This window comes from Streptomyces sp. NPDC046909 (assembly GCF_040644695.1).
Lineage (GTDB): Bacteria > Actinomycetota > Actinomycetes > Streptomycetales > Streptomycetaceae > Streptomyces.
The window spans coordinates 207,629-226,864 of the sequence record NZ_JBEYXC010000004.1 but is presented as its reverse complement, the minus strand read 5'-3'; the positions used below and the strand labels follow the sequence as shown (position 1 = coordinate 226,864).

General features: G+C 71.7%; 16 protein-coding genes. 11 read left to right on the top strand and 5 right to left on the bottom strand.

Annotation, left to right across the window (positions count from 1 at the left end; genetic code table 11):
- Positions 1–99: 99 nt before the first annotated feature.
- Positions 100–3,384: a S41 family peptidase gene (locus ABZ928_RS14080; protein WP_361517976.1), complete on the bottom strand. Its 3,285-nt coding sequence runs from the start codon at positions 3,382–3,384 to the stop codon at positions 100–102.
- A 191-nt stretch (positions 3,385–3,575) separates the two neighbouring features.
- Between ABZ928_RS14080 and ABZ928_RS14075 the strand changes: the two genes are divergently transcribed.
- The 11 genes from ABZ928_RS14075 to ABZ928_RS14025 all read left to right on the top strand — a co-directional run bounded on the left by ABZ928_RS14075 (position 3,576) and on the right by ABZ928_RS14025 (position 16,121).
- Positions 3,576–4,178 (top strand): TetR/AcrR family transcriptional regulator, encoded by a 603-nt coding sequence (locus tag ABZ928_RS14075; RefSeq protein ID WP_361517974.1) that lies wholly within the window; start codon positions 3,576–3,578, stop codon positions 4,176–4,178.
- Between the two features lie 161 nt (positions 4,179–4,339).
- On the top strand, positions 4,340–6,610 hold the full coding sequence (locus tag ABZ928_RS14070) for an MMPL family transporter (RefSeq protein ID WP_361517973.1): 2,271 nt from the start codon (positions 4,340–4,342) through the stop codon (positions 6,608–6,610).
- A gap of 170 nt (positions 6,611–6,780) precedes the next feature.
- On the top strand, positions 6,781–7,212 hold the full coding sequence (locus ABZ928_RS14065; protein ID WP_361517971.1) for a hypothetical protein: 432 nt from the start codon (positions 6,781–6,783) through the stop codon (positions 7,210–7,212).
- A 10-nt stretch (positions 7,213–7,222) separates the two neighbouring features.
- Complete coding sequence (locus ABZ928_RS14060; protein WP_361517969.1) at positions 7,223–7,783, top strand: isochorismatase family protein; 561 nt, start codon at positions 7,223–7,225, stop codon at positions 7,781–7,783.
- Positions 7,784–8,006: 223 nt separating this feature from the next.
- Positions 8,007–9,116 (top strand): hypothetical protein, encoded by a 1,110-nt coding sequence (locus tag ABZ928_RS14055; protein WP_361517968.1) that lies wholly within the window; start codon positions 8,007–8,009, stop codon positions 9,114–9,116.
- Positions 9,117–9,126: 10 nt separating this feature from the next.
- The gene (locus ABZ928_RS14050; protein WP_361517966.1) at positions 9,127–9,621 is read left to right on the top strand and encodes a YbaK/EbsC family protein; all 495 of its coding nucleotides are present in this window, start codon (positions 9,127–9,129) and stop codon (positions 9,619–9,621) included.
- Positions 9,618–10,463: a DMT family transporter gene (locus tag ABZ928_RS14045; protein ID WP_361517964.1), complete on the top strand. Its 846-nt coding sequence runs from the start codon at positions 9,618–9,620 to the stop codon at positions 10,461–10,463. The genes ABZ928_RS14050 and ABZ928_RS14045 overlap by 4 nt, the downstream gene beginning before the upstream one ends.
- 174 nt (positions 10,464–10,637) lie before the next feature.
- A complete protein-coding gene (locus tag ABZ928_RS14040; RefSeq protein WP_361517962.1) occupies positions 10,638–13,745 on the top strand; it encodes a DNRLRE domain-containing protein in 3,108 nt (1,035 codons plus the stop codon).
- Positions 13,742–14,179, top strand: a complete 438-nt coding sequence (locus ABZ928_RS14035) for a hypothetical protein (RefSeq protein WP_361517960.1) — start codon at positions 13,742–13,744, stop codon at positions 14,177–14,179. Before ABZ928_RS14040 ends, ABZ928_RS14035 begins: the two co-directional genes overlap by 4 nt.
- 147 nt (positions 14,180–14,326) lie before the next feature.
- The gene (locus ABZ928_RS14030) at positions 14,327–15,790 is read left to right on the top strand and encodes a toll/interleukin-1 receptor domain-containing protein (protein ID WP_361517958.1); all 1,464 of its coding nucleotides are present in this window, start codon (positions 14,327–14,329) and stop codon (positions 15,788–15,790) included.
- A gap of 55 nt (positions 15,791–15,845) precedes the next feature.
- Positions 15,846–16,121, top strand: a complete 276-nt coding sequence (locus ABZ928_RS14025; RefSeq protein ID WP_361517957.1) for a DUF1876 domain-containing protein — start codon at positions 15,846–15,848, stop codon at positions 16,119–16,121.
- 21 nt (positions 16,122–16,142) lie between these two features.
- On the opposite strand, the gene ABZ928_RS14020 is transcribed toward ABZ928_RS14025, so the two are convergent.
- The 4 genes from ABZ928_RS14020 to ABZ928_RS14005 form a co-directional block, all read right to left on the bottom strand.
- Complete coding sequence (locus tag ABZ928_RS14020; RefSeq protein ID WP_361518915.1) at positions 16,143–17,297, bottom strand: serine hydrolase domain-containing protein; 1,155 nt, start codon at positions 17,295–17,297, stop codon at positions 16,143–16,145.
- A 49-nt stretch (positions 17,298–17,346) separates the two neighbouring features.
- Complete coding sequence (locus ABZ928_RS14015) at positions 17,347–17,793, bottom strand: organic hydroperoxide resistance protein (RefSeq protein ID WP_361517956.1); 447 nt, start codon at positions 17,791–17,793, stop codon at positions 17,347–17,349.
- A gap of 147 nt (positions 17,794–17,940) precedes the next feature.
- Positions 17,941–18,420 carry a MarR family transcriptional regulator gene (locus tag ABZ928_RS14010; RefSeq protein ID WP_361518913.1) on the bottom strand — a complete coding sequence of 160 codons (480 nt, stop codon included), beginning with the start codon at positions 18,418–18,420 and terminating at the stop codon, positions 17,941–17,943.
- Between the two features lie 43 nt (positions 18,421–18,463).
- Positions 18,464–19,231 carry an ABC transporter ATP-binding protein gene (locus ABZ928_RS14005; RefSeq protein ID WP_361518912.1) on the bottom strand — a complete coding sequence of 256 codons (768 nt, stop codon included), beginning with the start codon at positions 19,229–19,231 and terminating at the stop codon, positions 18,464–18,466.
- Positions 19,232–19,236 lie beyond the last annotated feature (5 nt).

Sequence of the window (19,236 nt, the reverse complement as noted above, 5' to 3'; positions counted from 1 at the left end):
GCCCCACGTTTGCGTTGTCGGGTGCGTTGCCGGGTGCGGGCCGTGGGGGCTGATCGCGCAGTTCCCCGCGCCCCTGACGGCATCACCGCACCCCCGGCTTCATGCTCGCGGCGGCAATTTCGGCCGTGATCTGTCCGGTACGTTCGTGTAGTCCGGCGGCGTCGCCGGAGGCGTCGTCGACAGCAGGTCCACCGCCAGTCTCACCGCGTCGTCCAGCTGGGCGTGCCGTCCCTCCGCCCAGTCCAGCGGTGTCCGGAGTACCTCCAGATCCGGGGTCACGCCCCTGTTCTCCACCCCCCACCCGTACGCGTCGAACCATGCCGCGTTCATCGGTACGGTGATCACCGTGCCGTCGCCCAGGCTGTGGCGGCCGGTCATGCCGACGACTCCGCCCCAGGTGCGCTGGCCCACGACCGGGCCGAGCTTGAGGAGTTTGAAGGCGGCGGTGATCATGTCGCCGTCGGAGGAGGTCGCCTCGTCGGCCAGCGCGACCACCGGGCCCCTCGGGGCGTTCGACGTGTACGACACCGGCTGGGCGTTGCGGGTGAGGTCCCAGCCCAGGATCGTGCGGGTCAGCTTCTCGATCACCAGCTCGCTGATGTGGCCGCCCGCGTTGCCGCGTACGTCGACGATCAGGGCGGGGCGGGAGACCTCCATGCGCAGGTCTCTGTTGAACTGGGCCCAGCCCGAGCCGCCCATGTCGGGGATGTGGAGGTAGCCGCAACGGCCGCCGCTCAACTCCCGTACGACCTCCCGGCGTTTGGCCACCCAGTCCTGGTAGCGCAGAGGCCGCTCGTCCGTCAGCGGGACCACCGCCACCCGGCGTGCCCGGCCCTCGCCCTCCGCCGGGGTGAACGTCAGCTCGACCGTCGTACCGCCGGCGCCCGCCAGCAGCGGATACGGGCCGGTCAGTGGGTCCACCTCGCGGCCGTCCACATGGGTGAGGACCGCGCCCTCGCGGATGCCGGTGCCGGCCAGCGGGGAGCGGGCCTTGGAGTCGGAGGAGTCGCCGGGGAGGATGCGTCTGACCGTCCAACCGGCTTCCCGGCGGACGAAGTTGGCGCCGAGGAGGCCCTGCCGGCGCTGGTAGTGGGGCGGGCCCTCGTTGCGGCGGGCGGCGGTGACGTACGCGTGCGAGGTGCCCAGTTCGCCGAGGACCTCGCGGAGGAGGTCGGCGAACTCGTCCGGGGTCGCCACCCGTTCGACCAGGGGGCGGTACTGCGCCAGCACCTCGTCCCAGTCGATGCCGCACATGTCGGGCTCCCAGAAGTACGCGCGGATCAGACGGCCCGCCTCCTCGTACGACTGCCGCCACTCCGCGCCCGGGTCGACGTCGTGGAGGATGCGGCGGGCGTCGATCCAGACCGTCGAGTCGCTGTCGCCGGATTCCGTCGCGGGGACCGCCCGCAGGTCACCCTCGTCGACGACGACCAGGCGGGAGCCGTCGCCGCTGACCGCGAACCAGTCGAGGTGCTCGATCAGTTCGGACTTCTTCGCCTTCGTGATGTTGAAGTACTCCAGGGTGGGGCGGCCCGTCGTGTCGTCCGGGTTCGCGAAGGTCTCGCCCAGGGCGCCCGAGATCGGCCACCGGAGCCAGACCAGACCGCCGCCGGACACCGGGTACAGGGCCGAGTACTTGGAGGCCGTGACCGGGAAGGGGGTCACCCGGCTCTCCAGGCCCTCCACCTCGACCGTGACCGTGCTGCCGTCGCCCGGTTCGTCCTCCGCCGGGTCCAGGCCGCCGGCCGCCGGGCGGCCCTCGGGGGTCAGGGCGAAGGGGGACGGGGTCGCCGACGACAGGGGGACCAGGTACGGGCGGCAGCCGAGCGGGAAGGACAGGTCGCCGGTGTGGACGTCGTACACCGGGTCGAAGCCCCGCCAGGAGAGGAAGGCCAGGTAGCGGCCGTCCCTGGTGAAGACCGGGTTCTCGTCCTCGAAGCGGCCGTTGGTGACGTCGACGATCAACCGGTCCCCCCCTCCCTTCGGGGAAATGCGGGCCATCTTGATCTGCCGCAAGGACCGCCCGATGCCCGGGTGCGACCACGTCAGCCAGGCGCCGTCCGGGGAGAACGCGAGGTCGCGGACCGGGCCGTTGACCGAGCGGATCAGCTCGGTGACCTCGCCGTTGGAGTCCTCGGTCGCGTCGATGAGGAGGAGGCGGCCGTCGTGGGCGGCGATGGCCAGGCGTTCGCCGTCCGGGTCGGCCACCATCTCCAGGACCCGGCCCAGCTCGCCCGAGGCCAGCCGCCTGGGCTCGCGGTCGCCGGTCGCCCGGGGGAGGTAGGCGATCTCCACCGCGTCCTCGCCCTCGGCGTCCGTGATGTACGCGACCTGGCCGACCGAACCGAGCATCTCCGGGAGCCGGACCCGTACGCCCGGGGTGTCGGTGATCGTACGGGCGGGACCGTCGCGGTGGGTCAGCCAGTACAGGCTGCCGCGCACGACGACGGCGCTCGCGCGGCCCGTCTCGTCCACCGAGACGCCGTCCACGTGCTGGGCGGCGGGCACCTGGTACGTACGACGGCCCGTGCGCGGCCCGCTCAGCCGTACGTCGAGTCGGCGCGGCTCGCCCGCGAGGTCGTCGTCGACGATCCACAGGTCGCCCGCGCACTGGTACACCACCCGGGTGCCGTCGCTCGCCGCGTGCCGGGCGTAGAAGGCGTCGTGGTCGGTGTGGCGGCGCAGGTCCGAGCCGTCGTGGGCGCAGGAGTAGAGGTTGCCGACGCCCTCGTGGTCGGAGAGGAAGGCGATACGGCCGCCCACGAACATGGGGGAGTGGAGGTGGCCCTCCAGGCCCTCCAGCAGGCGGTGGCCGTGGAGCCAGAGGCGGCCCGTCGCGCCGCCCCGGTAGCGCTTCCAGGCGGCCGGTTCGTGGGGTGGGGTGCCGGTGAGCAGGAGGGTTCGGCGGTCGCCGTCGAGGTCGGCGACCTGGAGGTCGGAGACGGGGCCCCAGGGGAGTTTGCGGCCGGGGTCGCCGTCGGTGGGGACCTTGTAGGCCCAGGTGAAGTAGGAGAAGGGCTCGCCGTGGGAGGCGACGGCGAGGATCTGCGCGCCTCCTTTTCCTTCGGATCCTTTTCCTTCGGATCCTTTTCCTTCGGAGGGCGTCCAGCCGCAGACCTGGGTGTCCGGCGAGCCCCAGTACGTGAGCCGTCTGCCCGGACCGCCCTCCACGTCCACCAGATGGATCTCGGGGACCAGGCTGCGCCAGCTCGTGTACGCGATGTGGCGGCCGTCGGGGGAGAAGCGGGGGTGGCCCACCTTGGTACGGTCGGCGGTGAGGCGCCAGGCGCGGCCCCGCCCGTCCAGGGGGGCCAGCCACAGGTCGTCCTCGGCCACGAAGCACAACAGGTCACCGCTCAGATGCGGCAGGCGCAGATAGCTCACCTCCCCATGCTTTTCCGGAGGATGGGCCGCAGCAACTTATGAAAAATGGGTCGATGTCGATCCCGCGCGGATCCCACGTGAGACAGGACACGTACGAAACTGTTTCGTTTCGCACGATCCATGCGCTACATTCGTCACGTACGAAACCGTGTCGTTCGGACCGTTGTCGTTCGGAGTGGGAGGCGAAAATCATGACTGAGGTCGCAACCGCGCGTCGCAGCAGGATCACGCCCGAGCGGGAGGCCGAGCTGTACGCGGCCGTGCTCGAACTGCTCCGGGAAGTCGGCTACGACGCCCTCACCATGGACGCCGTCGCGGCCCGCACCAAGTCCAGCAAGGCCACGCTCTACCGTCAGTGGGGCGGAAAGCCGGAGCTGGTGGTGAAGGCCATGCGGAGCCAGAAGGCGGGCGGCAGCATCGCCGACATCGACACCGGGACCCTCCGGGGCGACCTCCATGCCTTCGTCGGCCGTGAGGACGACTGCACCATGGAGCGGAACTCCGACCTGATGCGCGCCCTGGCCATGGCCGTGCACGGGAATCCGGAGCTGATGAAGGCCTTCCGCGAACTCCTCGTCGAACCCGAGATGGACGAGTTCAGGAAGGTCATGCAGCGCGCGGTCGACCGCGGAGAGGTCCGGGCCGACTGCCCGGCGCTGGACTACATCGTCCACATGATGGTCGGCGCGTTCGCGACACGGACGATGATCGACCAGATGCCTCCGACGCAGTCGTTCCTCACCTCGTACATCGACGCCGTGGTCCTCCCTGCCCTCGGCGTGCCCACCCGCTGACCCCTCCCCGGACAGCAAGCACCCCTCGTAGCACCCCCCGTAGAACTCCCCTGTAGCACCTGACGCCACCGCTCAAGTCGTCGGGACGATCACCCATGTCCCCATCGGGTCGATCACCCCTTCCCTGCACCAGACCACGACCTGACCGGGAGTACGCCCACGTGGCCACGTTCCTCTACAAACTCGGCCGGCTCGCCTTCCGGCGACGGCATTTCGTCGCCCTGATATGGGTCGCCCTGCTGACGCTCGCCGGCGTCGGCGCGGCCTCCGCGCCCGCCGCGGGCTCGACCTCCTTCTCCATCCCGGGGACCGAGGCACAGAAGGCCTTCGACCTGCTCGAACAGCGCTTCCCCGGCGGCAGCGCCGACGGCGCCACCGGACGCATCGTCTTCAAGGCGCCCGACGGCGAGAAGATGACGGACGCCGCCAACAAGGCGACCGTCGCCAAGACCGTCGAGGAACTCGGCGACGGCGCCGAGGTCGTCTCCGTCACCGACCCCTACACGTCGAACGCCGTCAGCAAGGACGGCTCGGTCGCCTACATCTCGGTGAAGTACGACGCCCCGGGCATGGAGCTCAAGGACTCCACCCGGGATGCCCTGGAGAAGGCCGGGGACGAGGCTCGGGACACCGGGCTGACCGTCGACATCGGCGGTGACGCGCTCCAGGCCGCGTCCGAGCCGGGGGCGGCCGGAGAGGTCGTCGGCCTCGCCATCGCCGCGGTCGCCCTCGTCATCACGCTGGGCTCGCTGGTCGCGGCCGGACTGCCGCTGCTCACCGCGATCATCGGCGTCGGGATCGGCGTCTCCACCATCACCGCCCTCGCCAAGACGCTCGACCTCGGCGACACCACCTCCACGCTCGCCCTGATGATCGGCCTCGCGGTCGGCATCGACTACGCGCTGTTCATCGTCTCCCGCTACCGGGGCGAGCTGGCCGAGGGCCGTGACCGCGAGGAGGCGGCCGGGCGGGCCGTCGGCACCGCCGGATCGGCCGTGGTCTTCGCGGGCCTCACCGTCGTGATCGCGCTCGCGGGCCTCGCCGTCGTCAACGTCCCGATGCTCACCAAGATGGGCCTCGCGGCGGCCGGCACGGTCGTGGTCGCCGTCCTCATCGCGCTCACCATGGTCCCGGCGCTGCTCGGGTACGCGGGCCGCAAGATCCGTCCGGCGGGCGAGAAGCGCAAGCCGAGGAAGGCCTCTCAGGGTTCCCAGAGCTCCCAGGGTTCCCAGAACTCTCAGGGGCAGGGCGCCAAGCCCGGCCTCGGTGTCCGCTGGGCCAGCTTCGTCATCCGCCGCCCCGCCGCCGTACTGCTGCTCGGCGTGCTCGGTCTGGGCGCCATCGCCGTCCCGGCCACCCAGTTGGAACTGGGCCTGCCCGACGACGGCTCCCAGCCGACGTCCACGACCCAGCGCCGCGCCTACGACCTGCTGTCCGAGGGCTTCGGGCCCGGCTTCAACGGTCCGCTGATGGTCGTCGGCGACGCCCAGGGCAGCGCCGACCCCGGGGCCGCCGCCACCGAGGTGGCCGACCGGATCAAGGGCCTCGACGACGTCGTGACGGTGACACCCGCGGCGTTCAACAAGGCCGGGGACACCTTCACCATCACCGTCATCCCGGACTCCAAGCCCTCCTCGACCCAGACCGAGGACCTGGTCCACGCCATCCGGGACGCCGGCGCCGACGTCAAGGCCGACACCGACGCGAACGTCCTGGTCACCGGCACCACCGCGATGAACATCGACTTCTCGCAGAAGCTCAACGACGCCCTGATCCCGTATCTGGGCCTGGTGGTCGGCCTCGCCTTCCTCCTCCTCATCGTGGTCTTCCGCTCGATCCTGGTCCCGCTGAAGGCGGCCCTCGGCTTCCTGCTCAGCGTGCTCGCCGCGCTCGGCGCCGTCGTCGCGGTCTTCCAGTGGGGCTGGCTGGGCGGTCTGATCGGCGTCGAGGAGACCGGCCCGATCATGTCGATGATGCCGATCTTCATGGTCGGCGTGGTCTTCGGTCTCGCGATGGACTACGAGGTGTTCCTCGTGACCCGGATGCGGGAGGCCTACGTCCACGGAGAGAGCCCGAGCCAGGCCATCGTGACCGGCTTCCGGCACAGCTCACGGGTCGTGGTCGCCGCCGCGATCATCATGATGGCCGTCTTCGGCGGCTTCATCAGCTCCAGCGAGTCGATGATCAAGATGATCGGCTTCGGCCTCGCGATCGCCGTCTTCTTCGACGCGTTCGTGGTCCGCATGGCCATCGTCCCCGCGGTGCTCGCGCTGCTCGGCAAGAAGGCCTGGTGGCTGCCGAAGTGGCTCGACCGCGCCCTGCCCAACGTCGACGTCGAGGGCGAGGGGCTGCGCAAGCTCGACGCCGAGGGCGACGGGGACGGCGGCGGCGACGACAAGAGGGACGAGGACCGGGAGCTCGTACGGGTCTGATGTACGGCGTCTGATGCTGTGACCCTGTGACCCTGTGAACCTGTGATCCGAAGCCGTGGTGTAGTCCGCTACACCACGGCCTCGGCAGTTCACTCCCTCGTGGCGGCGAGCGCGGGACGGGAGGCTGGAGGCAGCTCGGAAAACCGTCCTCCACCTGCAAGGAAGCCCTCATGTCCGTCCTCGCCGCCGTCAAGAAGTTCGTCGCCGATCTCCTGCTCTGGTCCGTCTTCGTGGCCGGCCTCGTCGCCAGTGCGGGCGGCGCCGGAGCGGTCCTCGACGGGACCGAGAAGAACGTCGCCACCGCCGTCGGCGGAGTCCTCGCCCTCATCGCCGGCTCGCGGATCGCGAAGAAGCCGAGGATCAAGGCGTTCCTGGGCCGCCCCGGCACCCTCTGGTTCCTGTTCCTGTTCAACGGGGCCACCGCCGCCGCCATGTACTTCACTATGGACGGCGCGAAGGGCATCATCGGCGCCGCCGCGATGGGCCTGGTCTCCCTCGGCGCCCTGGGCGGCATCGTCGGCGGCCGCAGGAAGCGGTCCGAGGCCAAGCACGCCGCCGGGACGAACCACGAGGCCGGGGCCGTTGTCAGTGGGCGGGGCTAACGTGGCCGACATGACCACACTGCCTGAACGAACCCGTACGGCTCTGCTCGTCATCGACGTCCAGAAGGGCGTGGTGGCCGACGCGCATCGGCGTGACGAGGTCGTCGCCGCCATCGCCGGTCTCGTGGACCGGGCCCGCGCCGAGGGGATACCGGTCGTCTGGATTCAGCACTCCGACGACGAACTGGTGAAGGGCAGCGCGGAGTGGGAGTACGTCGAGGAGCTGACCCGTCTCGACTCCGAGCCGCTGGTCCACAAGAGCTACGGCGACTCCTTCGAGGCCACCGACCTGGAGGAGGTCCTCGCCGGGGCCGCGGTCGGACGCCTGGTCGTCACCGGGGCGGAGAGCGACGCCTGCATCCGCTCCACGATCCACGGCGCCTTCGTCCGGGGCTACGACGTCACGCTCGTCGGCGACGCGCACACGGCCGGCGACAAGAGCGCGTGGGGCGCCCCGCCGGTGGAGCAGGTCATCGCCCACACCAACCTGTACTGGCGCTGGCAGTCGGCGCCGGGGCGGACGGCGGGGGTGGTGGAGGCGAAGGAGGTGTCGTTCGACGGGGTCGAGTAAGCCGCGTAAGTCGAATGAGCCGCGTCATTCGATGGGGCTGTGCACGGCGTACGAGGACGGCGTACGAGGCGGGGGCCGCTGTCCGAAATCAGGGCGGGGTGACTGTCCGGATCAACTCCCCTGGATCTTCGGATCCTTGACCCGCGCCATGGGATGATCCGGATACGGCCGCTCTCCCCGGGGAGGGTCGCCGGACTTCGTCGAGGAAGTGGTGGGGGCGGCCATGAGTACCTCGGAACTGGTGGGCGACACCGGCGACGTGCTCAAGGCTCTGAGGCAGTGGGAGGAAGCCGGGACGGCCCCTTTCGAGCCCGCCCCGCCAGGGCGTTGGGGGGACCGCGTCGGCCTCGCGGAACGAGCCGTGCGCGGTGAGGGGGAAGCGCTCGGACCGCTCCGGGCGGAGGTCCGCCGGCTGCCCGAGGACGAACAGCTCCTGGACACCCCGGCCGCGGCCGGCGCCATGTCGTACTTCCTGTCCCTGCTGCGTGCCCTCGGCGCACCGGCGCAGGGGGAGTACGCCCGGGCGGTGGGTGTGGTCGTCGACCGGGTGAGCGGCGGGCTGGTCCCCGTGGAGCACCGGTGCGCGGTGCACAACCGGATGGCCGCGGTCCTCGCGGAGCTCGGCTTCACCGCCCGTGCCCGCGAGGCCCTCGAATCCGCCCTGCGCGCCGCCCGCACCCCGCTGGAGACGGCGTACACCCTGTCCCGCCTCGCCACGTTGGAAGCCGACCTCAAGGACTGGCCGCCGGCCCGCCGCCATGCGGAGGAGGCGGGGAGGCTTGCGGAGGAGACGATTGGGCTTGCGGAGGAGGCGGTTGGGCTCGACGGAGGGGTCGGAGCCGTGCACCTCGCCGAACCGGTCGTGCCCCTCCCCGAACCGCGCGTACCCCTCGCCCAGCAGTCGCCCCGTCCCGAGCAGGAGTGGCTGGACGTGCGGATGCGCTGTGCCTCCGTGCTTCTCCAGGCCGAGCGCAGAGGGGCGCCGCCGGGGGATCCCCGGGTCGCGGCGCTCGCCGGGGCGCTCGTCGGTGTCTGTGCCGCGCAGGTGGACCGTTGGGGGGCCGGGCATCCCCGGGCGCTGGAAGCCCTGGTCGTGCGGGTCTCGGCCGAGCTCGCGGCGGCCGAGTCGCTGGGGGACCTGGAGTCGATGGGGCGGCTGACCGAGGTGCTCATGGGGGTCGCGCGGTGTTCCGTGAGCGCGCTCGGGGCCCGGCATCCGCAGGCGCTGGCGGCCCGCGCGGCGTCGACGGAGGCGCAGCGGGTCACGGTCCGGGCCCGGGATCAGGGCACCCATCCGGGAACTCGGTCGCATGCCCCGTACACGCACCGCTAGCGTGCCGTGCATGACGACAGACTCCGAGGCCCACCCCCTCTTCGCCGAGGCCCTGACCACGCTCGGTCTCGACGGGCTGCGGGCCGAGATCCGCCGCTTCCCGGACGCGACCCGCACCGCCGCTGAGGCCGCCGCGGCGATCGGGTGCGAGCTCAGCCAGATCTGCAAGTCGCTGATCTTCGCGGCGGACGGCGTCCCGGTGCTGGTCCTCATGGACGGGGCGTCCCGCGTCGACGTGGAGCGGGTGCGGCAGGAACTCGGCGCCGGGAAGGTGACCCGGGCCAAGGCGGACGTCGTACGGGAGACGACGGGGTACGCCATCGGCGGCGTACCGCCCTTCGGGCACCGGACCAGGACGCGGGTGCTGGCCGACCGTTCGCTGCTCGACCACGACGTGGTGTGGGCGGCGGCCGGTACGCCGTACACCGTGTTCCCCATGGAGCCCAAGACGCTGATCGCCCACGCGGGCGGCACGCTGGTGGACGTCCGCGAGCAGAGCCAGTGACCCCGCTGGTCACCGCGGCCGTGCTGCTCGCCGCGGTGACGCACGCCAGCTGGAACGCCATCGCGCACAAGATCACCGACAAGCTGGTCGGGTTCACGCTCATCGCCGGCGGCGGGATGCTGATCGGGCTGGCGATGGTGCCGTTCGTGCCGGTCCCGGCGGCGGGCGCGTGGCCGTATCTGATCGCCTCGTCCGTGATCCACATCGCGTACTACGTGCTGCTGATGAAGTCCTTCCGGCTGGGGGACTTCGGGCAGGCGTACCCCATCGCGCGCGGCACCGCGCCGCTCGTCGTCACCGCGCTCGCCGCGGTCTTCGCGCACGAGGTGCCGGACGGCTGGGCGGCGGCCGGTATCGCCCTGTCGTGCGCCGGGCTGACGGGTGTCGCGCTGTGGGGGCTGCGCGGGCGGCGGCCCAACTGGGCGGCGATCGGGGCGGCGTTGGCGACGGGGCTGTCCATAGCGGCGTACACCGTCGTCGACGGGCTCGGCGTGCGCGCGTCCGGGTCCTCCCTCGGCTATGTCGCCTGGCTGATGGCCATCGAAGGCGTGGTCATCCCCGCGTACACCCTCTGGCGCTGGCGCGGTGAATTCCTCGGCATGGTGCGGCCGTTCGCCGCCGTGGGGCTGCTCGGCGCGGCCCTGTCCGTCGCCGCGTACGGACTGGTCCTGTGGGCGCAGACCAAGGCGGAACTGGCGCCGATCGCGGCCCTCAGGGAGTCCTCGATCATCGTGGGGGCGGCCATCGGGGCGGTGTTCTTCAAGGAGCGGTTCGGGGCGCCGCGGATCGTGGCGGCGGGGCTGCTGGTGGCGGGGATCGGGCTCATGCTGCATACGGGGTAGTCACGCATTCCGCATCATGATCAACGTCACAGGCGCTGATGGGGTGTTGACCCTTTTTATGGCTGATGTGTGTCGATTGAGGAGGCGGTGCGCACCCTATGATCGGTCGCTCATTGTCAACTGTTGGCAATGTCTTGACCATTGGGGGGATGTATGCGAAGACGATTCATGGCGATGACGACCACATCGCTGGCCCTGTGCCTCGCCCTCGCCGCCCAGTCCTCCGCCACCACCCTGGCGGACGACACGGCGGCGGACGACGGCACGGCCACCGCCGCCGAGACGGGCGCGGGCGATGACCTCCGCGTCACCGAGGCACCGGACGAGAAGGCGGCCCGGCTGGCCGCGGTGCTCCAGGGCCATCGCGTCGAGGTGCTCGACGCGCGCACCGAGTCGGACACGACCTGGGCCAACCCGGACGGCACGCTGACCACGGATGTCGCGTCGGGCGCGATCCGGGTCAAGGAGAACGGGCAGTGGCACCCGATCGACACCGGCCTGGTCGACTCCGGCACCCGCCTCGAACCGCGGACGTCGGTCGCCGACGTCGAGCTGTCCGACGGTGGTACCGAGGACTTCGCCCAGGTCAGCCGAGGGCAGCACACCTTCGGGCTGGACTGGGGCAGCGCCCTGCCCGCGCCCCGGGTGGACGGGGACACCGCCGTCTACCGGTCCGTAGTACCCCATGGCGACCTGCGTGTCACCGCGCTGCCGCACGGATTCTCCGAGGCCCTGATTCTCAAGGAGCGGCCCACCGAGCCGGTCGAACTCCGGCTCCCGGTCACCCTTGAGGGCATGCGCCTGGAGCAGACCGCCGAGCGGCATCTGCGCCTGGAGGACACCAAGGGCACCCTCGTCGCGAGCGCGCCCGCGCCCCGGATGTGGGGCACCGGCATCGACGCCCGGTCCGGCGAGCCGGCCAGAAGCGCGGAGATCGCCACGACCGTCGAGGAGACGCCCGAGGGGACGGTTCTCGTCCTGCGGCCGAGCGAGGAGTTCCTCGGAGACCCGGAGCTGACCTACCCGGTCACCATCGACCCGACGACCACGCTCGCCGCGTCGACCGACACCTGGGTCGCCACCAACTACCCCGACTCGCAGCGGGGTTCGACGGAGCTCAAGGCGGGCACGTACGACGCGGGCACCACCAAGGCCCGCTCCTACGTCAAGTTCGACGTCTCCAAGTACACCGGCAAGCACATCCTGAGCGCCGGCCTGCGGCTGCACTCGTACTGGTCCTCCACCTGCGCCACGGACGGGTCCGGGGTCCAGGTCCGCAGGATCACCGGGAGCTGGGATCCCAGCGGGGTCTCGTGGGGCGCTCAGCCCGCGACCACGGCGACCGGCGCCGTCGTCTCCAAGTCCGCCTACGGCCACAGCGCGGACTGCCCGGCCGACTTCATGCGCTGGAACGTCACGGGCATCGCCCAGGCGTGGGCCGACGGCGAGCCCAACCACGGCCTCCAGGTCCGTGCGGTGGACGAGGCCGACTCCACGAGCTGGCGCCGCTTCCGCTCCGCCAACTACGTCGACGGTTCCCAGGGGCCGACCGAGCCGGCCCTGTCGATCACGTACAACACCAAGCCGGGCGCGGCCTCGCCGGTGAGCCCGGCCGCCGACGCCCTCACCGGCGACAGCACGCCCACGCTCACGGCCAAGGCCACGGACGCCGACGGCAACACCGTGCGTCTCACCTTCGAGGTCTGGGACTCCGCCGGCACCACCAAGGTCGCCTCCGGCACCTCCCCCTTCGTGGCCTCCGGGAGCGCGGGCGGCTGGACGTCGCCCGCCCTGGCCGCCGGGACCTACAAGTGGCGGGTCGCCGTGTACGACGGCACGGACTGGAACGGAACCTGGTCCGGCTGGCGCACCCTGTCCGTGGACCCGACCGTCCCGGCCGCGCCCGCCATCAGCTCGGCCACGTACCCGGCCGACGGTCTGTGGCACGGCGACGCAGGCACCGCAGGAACGTTCACCCTCGCCGCCGGCACGGACAAGGCGACCAGCGGCGAGTACCGGCTCGACGAGGGCACGGCACAGACCGTCACGCTCGCCTCCGGCAAGGCCACCGTCACCGTGACACCCGCCACCCGCGGCACGCACACACTGACCGCCCGGGTGCGGAGCGCGGCCGGGGTCTGGTCCGACTGGGCCGAGTACACCTTCCGCTCCGGGAAGATCACCGGGACGCTCTCCGTCCCGTTCGTCAACGAGATCGCCGAGACCCACTTCGCCTCCCTCCTGCACTCCGCCGACGGACTCGACCCGACCGAGGAGATCGCGGACGAGATCGCCGACGAGGAGGACCTCCCCGCCGGTTACGTCGTCCCGGACGACCCGGAGAAGACGGAGACCGAGGACTCCGCGGGCCGGCTCGCGACGACCGAACTGCCCTCGACCGCCGACGGCGCGCTGACCGGCAACAGCGCCGACGGTGCCTCCCAGACCCTGATCGACCTGCCGGTCGCCGCCGGGTCGGCGGCCGAACTGAGCGACACCGGGCTGGTGATCTACGCCAACACCCAGCAGGACGCCGACACCATCGCCGTTCGCGACGCCGAGAACCGGGTCGAGCTCTTCCACCTGCTGCGCGGCGCCGACGCACCGCGGTCCTTCACCTACAAGGTCGCCCTCCAGCCGGGGCAGGAGATATCCGCCGTCTCCGAGAACACGCTGGTGATCGCCGACAACCAGAGCGGCCTGATCACCTTCCTCAGCGCGCCGGTGGCGGTCGACGCGAACGGTGCCACGGTGCCCGTCACCATGACGGCGAACGGCACCGACGTCCAGGTCTCGCTCGCTCCGGCCGCCGGCCAGAACCCCGCGTTCCCGGTGCTGCTCGACCCGAGCGGCGCCAGCTACACGGTGACTCCGTCGGAGCGCAACTACTGCTTCTGGAACCCGTACGACTGTTCCAAGGCCCGTGACATGGCGGACGTCGCCCTCAAGTACGCCAAGGACCTCTACCCCGACAACACCCTCTTCCAGGGCCGGGGCGACGCCTTCCGGCACTGCTACTGGAACGCCCTGATGGAGATCTACGTCGACCACGAGACGGCGTACGAGGTGGCCACCCGGCACGAGTCGGAGTCCCGGGGCGTCGACAAGGAGATGGACCTCAAGAACAACAAGAAGGGCAGGGAGATCGGCCGGCACTACAAGGCCAAGTACAGCTACAAGGCCGATGCCTCCAAGGCGGCCCGGGGCTCGTGCAAGAAGCACGTGTCCGACGGCAAGCTGTGGATCATCAAGAGCGGTCGTCTCGTGAGGAGCAACGCATGACGGTCCTGCACCGCAGAATCGCCCCGGCCCTCCTCCTGGGCCAGGTCGCGTACGCCGCGCTCCTGGAGTTCGCGTTCACCTTCCTGGCGCCTCGGACCGGGGAACTCGACCACACCGAGTCGGACCCCTCCGGACTGCTCCTCTACGGGCTGCTGGTCGCCGCCGCGGTGGTGGGTATGACCGGTGGCGCCGTACTGCTGGGCTCCGCCAAGGCGCGGGCCGCCACGCCCCACGCGGTGCGTGCCGGGTGGCTCGGCCTGCTCTCGCTCGGGGAGGCCGCCATCGCGATCGCGTTCGCCGGCACAGCCCTGGCCGGGGGTTCCGGTCCCGACCCGCTGATCGGAATGGCGGGAACGCTGGTCGCGGGATGCGTCGCGTACGTGTGCTGCGCCGAGACCGGATCGGCGGTGCGGCGGGCCTCCAGGCAGGCCTGATCCGCACCGGCCGGCAGGGCCTCTCCGCGGTCCGGGAAACCGGGCGCCGCGGAGAGGCCCCGCGCACGGGCCGGGCGCTGTCCCCCTCCCGGCGGGTTCTGGCGCGTTCTCCGGCTTTCCCTCCGTAACTCTGGTACGAACGCCCGCATGAGCGGCGTATTCATCAGCTACCGCAGAGGCGGGCACTCGGGCGTCGTCGACGACCTCGACGCGGCACTCGCGCGGCATTTCGGCCGGGGCCAGGTCTTCCTGGACCGGCCGTCCCTGCTGCCGGGGCAGCGGTTCGCCGACGCGCTCAAGGCGCGGGTCGCCGACTGCGACGCGTTGATCGCCGTGATCCACCCCGGCTGGGCGGGCGCACGGCATCCCTCCGGGGCCCGGCGGCTGGACGACCCCGAGGACTGGGTCCGGCGGGAGATCGAGTGGGCACTGGCGGGCGGGAAGTTCGTCGTACCGGTCCTGCTCGGCGGTGCCGAGATGCCGCGCGGGGCTGAGCTGCCGGAGTCGCTCCGGCCACTCGTCGGCCTCAACGCGCCCAGGCTGCGCGAGGAGCGCTGGACCTCCGACCTCGCCGTGCTCATCGCCGCGCTGGAAGGGCCGGTGCGCCCTGACTGGCGGCCCGTCGAGGCACCCGAGGAGCACGGGGTGCGGCCCGGCCGGTGGCTCGGGGCGCTGACCGCACTCCTCGCCGCCGCCGTCCTCGTCGGCATTCCCGCGCTGCCCCAGGACGACAGCTGGGCCGGGACGGACGTGCTGCCGTACACCCTGGCCCTCGCACTGATGTCCTGCACCGTGCTGTGCGCACCGCTGATCGCGGTCGCCGCCGTCCGGGTCGTGCGGCGGTCCGTCGACGGGCTTGAACGCGAGCTGCATGCCGTGCGGCACCAGACGTACATCCGGCTGACCTGGCCGATCGGCCTGGGGTTCGTCGTCATCGGCGCGGTGGTGGGGCTGACCGGTGACCCGGGCGCGCTGGTGGCGCTCGCGTTGCTGCTGGTCCTGAGCGTCGCCGTCGCCCTCTCGGCCCGCACCCACCTCCGCCTCAAGAAGCGGGACGCCGATCTGTGGGCCCGCTGGCCGCACCGGCTGCCCGACCGTGTCACCCGCGTCGTGCTGCGGCGCGCGGCCGCCCGGCTCCACCTCCGCCTGGACCGGATGACGGCCCCGCTCTCGCTGGAGCAGCGCGAGAAGGCGGCCTGGGAGCTCGACGACATCGCCGGGGCGGTGGGGCGGGTGTCGGAGGAGGCCGGACGGTCGCGGCGTGCCTGGCTCGGCCAGGACCACCCTCTGCTGTTCGCCTTCTACGTGCTGTGGCTCGCCCTGACGGCCGCGCTCTTCCTGGCCTCGGGGCTCGCCTACGCAACCGAGGGCGAGGGCACGGTCCGACGGTACGTGGCGCTGGGCGTCATGGTCCTGATCGCCGCCCTCCTGGCCCTCGGCACCCTGGAGATCGCCCACCGGTACCAGCGGCGGCAGCGCCGTGAGCTGGTACGACAGGTCACCCGGTTCCACGGCGAGCTCGCCTCGCGGGTGACCGAGATGAGCCGCCCCGCCCGCACCAGGCCGACCGCGCCCGCCTTCAGGCCCGAGGAGTACGCCGAACCCGACTAGGCGGGGCCCACCGCCGAGGAGCACTCTGGAAGCAGGTCTTCCGGAGGTGATCGTGATGATGCACACCGCTGTGGGATGGCATGTCGAGCTGGAGTTCCAGGAGGACGCCGAGCACACCAGGGCGGTCGCCATGGTGCGGCTGCCCGACGGTTCCGAGGTACGGGCCCATGGGCAGGCCAGCCGCCACACGTCCGACTCGAATCAGCCGAGGGTGGGGGAGGAGATCGCGGGCGCCCGCGCGCTCAACGAACTCGCCATGCAATTGCTGACCAAGGCGCACGGCGAGATCGACGCGGCGTCCGGGCGGACGTCGCATCCGATCCACGTCTGACCGCCAGGGCCCGGGGCACGCCTAAAGGGCGGCCCGTACCGCCCGTACCAGCGCCTGCGCCCGCGGGTCCGCCGTCACCGTCTTGCGCAGGCCGTTGGTGACATAGCCGAACCCGATGCCCGACTCCGGGTCGGCGAAGCCGAGGGCGCCGCCGCGGCCCGGGTGGCCGAAGGAGCCGGGGCCGAGCAACGGCGACGCGCTGCCGTGCAGCATGTAGCCGAGGCCGAACCGGGTGTTGATGACGAGGACGCGGTCGGGTCCGGCGGACTCCTCCGCGCGGGCCGCCGCGACGGTCTCCGGCGTGAACAGCCGCACGCCGTCCACCTCGCCGATCAGCGCCGCGTAGACCCGGGCCAGGCCGTCCGCCGTCGCGATGCCGTTCGTCGCGGGCAGGGCGCTCGCGCGGTACGCCGGGTCGTTCTGGTCCGGGAAGGGGGTGATCGCACCGAACGCGCGGTTGGTGAGCGAGGCCGGGTCGGTGTAGGCCTCGGTCACCGAACGCTTCGGACGCGCGCGCAGGGCGTTCACGGGCTCGGGCGTCTCCACCCGCCCCACCCGCCCGGCCCGGTACGCCTCCGATTCCGGCAGCCCCAGCCACAGGTCGGCGCCCAGCGGCCCCGCGATCCCGGACGCGATCCACTCACCGGTCCCGAGCCCGGTCACCCGCCGCACGATCTCGTCCAGCAGCCAGCCGTACGTCAGCGCGTGATACCCGTGGTCCGTCCCGGGCTCCCAGACGGGCGCCTGCGCGGCGACCGCCTCGGGCCCCTTCGACGGGTCCAGGGCCTCCTCGGGCGTCAGCGGGTGATCGATGACCGGCAGTCCCGCCCGGTGGTTCAGCACGTGCCGGACCAGCACCCGCTCCTTGCCGCGCGCCTTGAACTCCGGCCAGTACGCCGCCACCGGCGCGTCCAGGTCCAGCAGCCCGCGCTGCGCGAGCATCAGGGGTACGGCGGCGGCGACGCCCTTGGTCGCCGAGCGCACGATCTGCGCGGTGCCCCGCTGCCAGGGCTCGGTGCCGTCGACGTCCCGGGTGCCGGCCCACAGGTCGACGACCTTCCGCCCGTCCCGGTACACGGCCACCGCCGCGCCCCGGTCCCCGAGCGTCTCGAAGTTCCGGACGAACGCGTCCCTGACCGGCTCGAAGCCCTTCTCGACCGTGCCGTTCACGTTCACGTCCACGTCCGTGCTCCTCCTGCGTGCCGCCGGTGCGGGTGTTCCTCCTTCACCCAAGCAGGATCGTCACGTCGATGTTCCCGCGGGTCGCGTTCGAGTACGGGCAGACCTCGTGGGCGGCGTCCACCAGCTTCGCCGCGATGCCCGCGTCCAGGACGGGGAGGGAGACGCTGAGGGCGACCGCGAGACCGTAGCCGCGGTGCTTGTTGGGGCCGATACCGACCTTCGCGGCGACGGTGGAGCCGGTCAGGTCGTATCCCTCGCGGTTGCCGACCAGGATCAGCGCGTTGTGGAAGCAGGAGCTGTAGCCGGCCGCGAACAGCTGCTCCGGGTTGGTGCCGTTGCCGTCGCCGCCCAGCTCCGGCGGCATCGAGACCTTCAGCTCGATCTGGCCGTCCTGACTGGTGACATAGCCGTCCCGGCCGCCGTGCGCGGTGGCCTCGGCGACGAACATGATCTTCGTCGGGCGGGTGTCGACTGCGGTGTCCTCACTCATGACTGGCTCCCCCCAGAACAGGTGCGCACAAATACATCGTGCACAAGGTACCGGCCGGTAGGGGGAAGGTGGGTTACCAGGGGGTAGCGACCGCGGGTAACAGGAGCTCAGAGGGGGCGTGGGATAGGCCGAGAGGGCGCGGGTGGCTCAGAGGGAGCGCTCGGCCGCGTTCTGCGCCCTGAGCGCGAGCTCCCACAGCTCCTCGCGCAACCGCGCGACCTCCGTGGCGTCCAAGCCGGTCGCCGTGGCCAGGGCGCCCGGGATGCGTGCCGCGCGCTCGCGGAGTTCCTCCCCGCGCCCGGTGCACGCGACGAGCACCGAGCGCTCGTCGTGGGCCGCGCGCTCCCGGCGCACCACCCCCGCGCTCTCCAGCCGCTTGAGCAACGGCGACACCGTGCCGTAGTCGAGCCGGAGTGCGCCCGCGAGCTCCTTCACCGTCGTCTCGCCGCGCTCCCAGAGGACGAGGAGGACGAGGTACTGGGGGTAGGTGAGACCGAGCTCCTCCAGGAGCGGGCGGTACGCGGCGGTCACGGCGCGCTGGGCAGCGTAGAGCGCGAAGCAGAGTTGCTCGTCGAGCAACAGCGACCCTTCGAGCGCCGTGCGCGCCCCCTCCGCACGCGCCCCCACCTCACGCGCGCCCCGCGTCTCCTCGTTCGTCACGCGCCCATTGTCACGGACGCCCCGGAGCCCCGGAGACCGAACGCGGATCGAAGCCGTACGGCAGCTCCAGGCGGTGGGCGCGCATCAGGTCGTCGTCGGAGAGCAGTTCGGCGGTCTTGCCGTCGGCGGCGATGACGCCCTCGGAGAGGATCAGGGAGCGCGGGCACAGCTCCAGGGCGTAGGGGAGGTCGTGGGTGACCATCAGGACGGTGACGTCCAGGGAGCGCAGGATGTCGGCGAGTTCGCGCCGGGAGGCGGGGTCGAGGTTGGAGGACGGCTCGTCCAGCACGAGGATCTCCGGCTCCATCGCCAGCACTGTGGCCACCGCCACTCGCCGCCGCTGTCCGAAGGAGAGATGGTGCGGCGGCCGGTCCTTGAACTCCGCCATGCCGACCCGCTCCAGCGCACGGTCGACCCGCGCCTCCAGTTCCGCGCCCTTCACGCCCGCCGCGGCCGGTCCGAAGGCCACGTCCTCCCGCACGGTCGGCATGAACAGCTGGTCGTCCGGGTCCTGGAAGACGATGCCGACCCGGCGCCGGATCTCCGCCATGTGCCGCTTGCCGACGGGCAGTCCGGCGACGTGGACCGTGCCCGCGCCGCCCGTCAGGATGCCGTTGAGGTGGAGCACGAGGGTGGTCTTGCCGGCGCCGTTCGGGCCGAGGAGCGCGACGCGTTCACCGCGCGTGAGGGAGAAGTCCACGCCGAAGAGGGCCTGATGCCCGTCGGGGTAGGCGAAGGCGAGGCCGGAGACCTCGAGAGAAGCGGTCACGGCGTCCAACTCAC

Excerpts from the sequence above, each read along its gene's own strand:
- ABZ928_RS14050 (WP_361517966.1), top strand. The coding sequence starts at position 9,127 with ATGACGACAGACTCCGAGGCCCACCCCCTCTTCGCCGAGGCCCTGACC.
- ABZ928_RS14035 (WP_361517960.1), top strand. The coding sequence starts at position 13,742 with ATGACGGTCCTGCACCGCAGAATCGCCCCGGCCCTCCTCCTGGGCCAG.
- ABZ928_RS14025 (WP_361517957.1), top strand. The coding sequence starts at position 15,846 with ATGATGCACACCGCTGTGGGATGGCATGTCGAGCTGGAGTTCCAGGAG.
- ABZ928_RS14015 (WP_361517956.1), bottom strand. The coding sequence starts at position 17,793 with ATGAGTGAGGACACCGCAGTCGACACCCGCCCGACGAAGATCATGTTC.
- ABZ928_RS14055 (WP_361517968.1), top strand. The coding sequence starts at position 8,007 with ATGAGTACCTCGGAACTGGTGGGCGACACCGGCGACGTGCTCAAGGCT.
- ABZ928_RS14060 (WP_361517969.1), top strand. The coding sequence starts at position 7,223 with ATGACCACACTGCCTGAACGAACCCGTACGGCTCTGCTCGTCATCGAC.
- ABZ928_RS14065 (WP_361517971.1), top strand. The coding sequence starts at position 6,781 with ATGTCCGTCCTCGCCGCCGTCAAGAAGTTCGTCGCCGATCTCCTGCTC.
- ABZ928_RS14030 (WP_361517958.1), top strand. The coding sequence starts at position 14,327 with ATGAGCGGCGTATTCATCAGCTACCGCAGAGGCGGGCACTCGGGCGTC.
- ABZ928_RS14040 (WP_361517962.1), top strand. The coding sequence starts at position 10,638 with ATGACGACCACATCGCTGGCCCTGTGCCTCGCCCTCGCCGCCCAGTCC.
- ABZ928_RS14075 (WP_361517974.1), top strand. The coding sequence starts at position 3,576 with ATGACTGAGGTCGCAACCGCGCGTCGCAGCAGGATCACGCCCGAGCGG.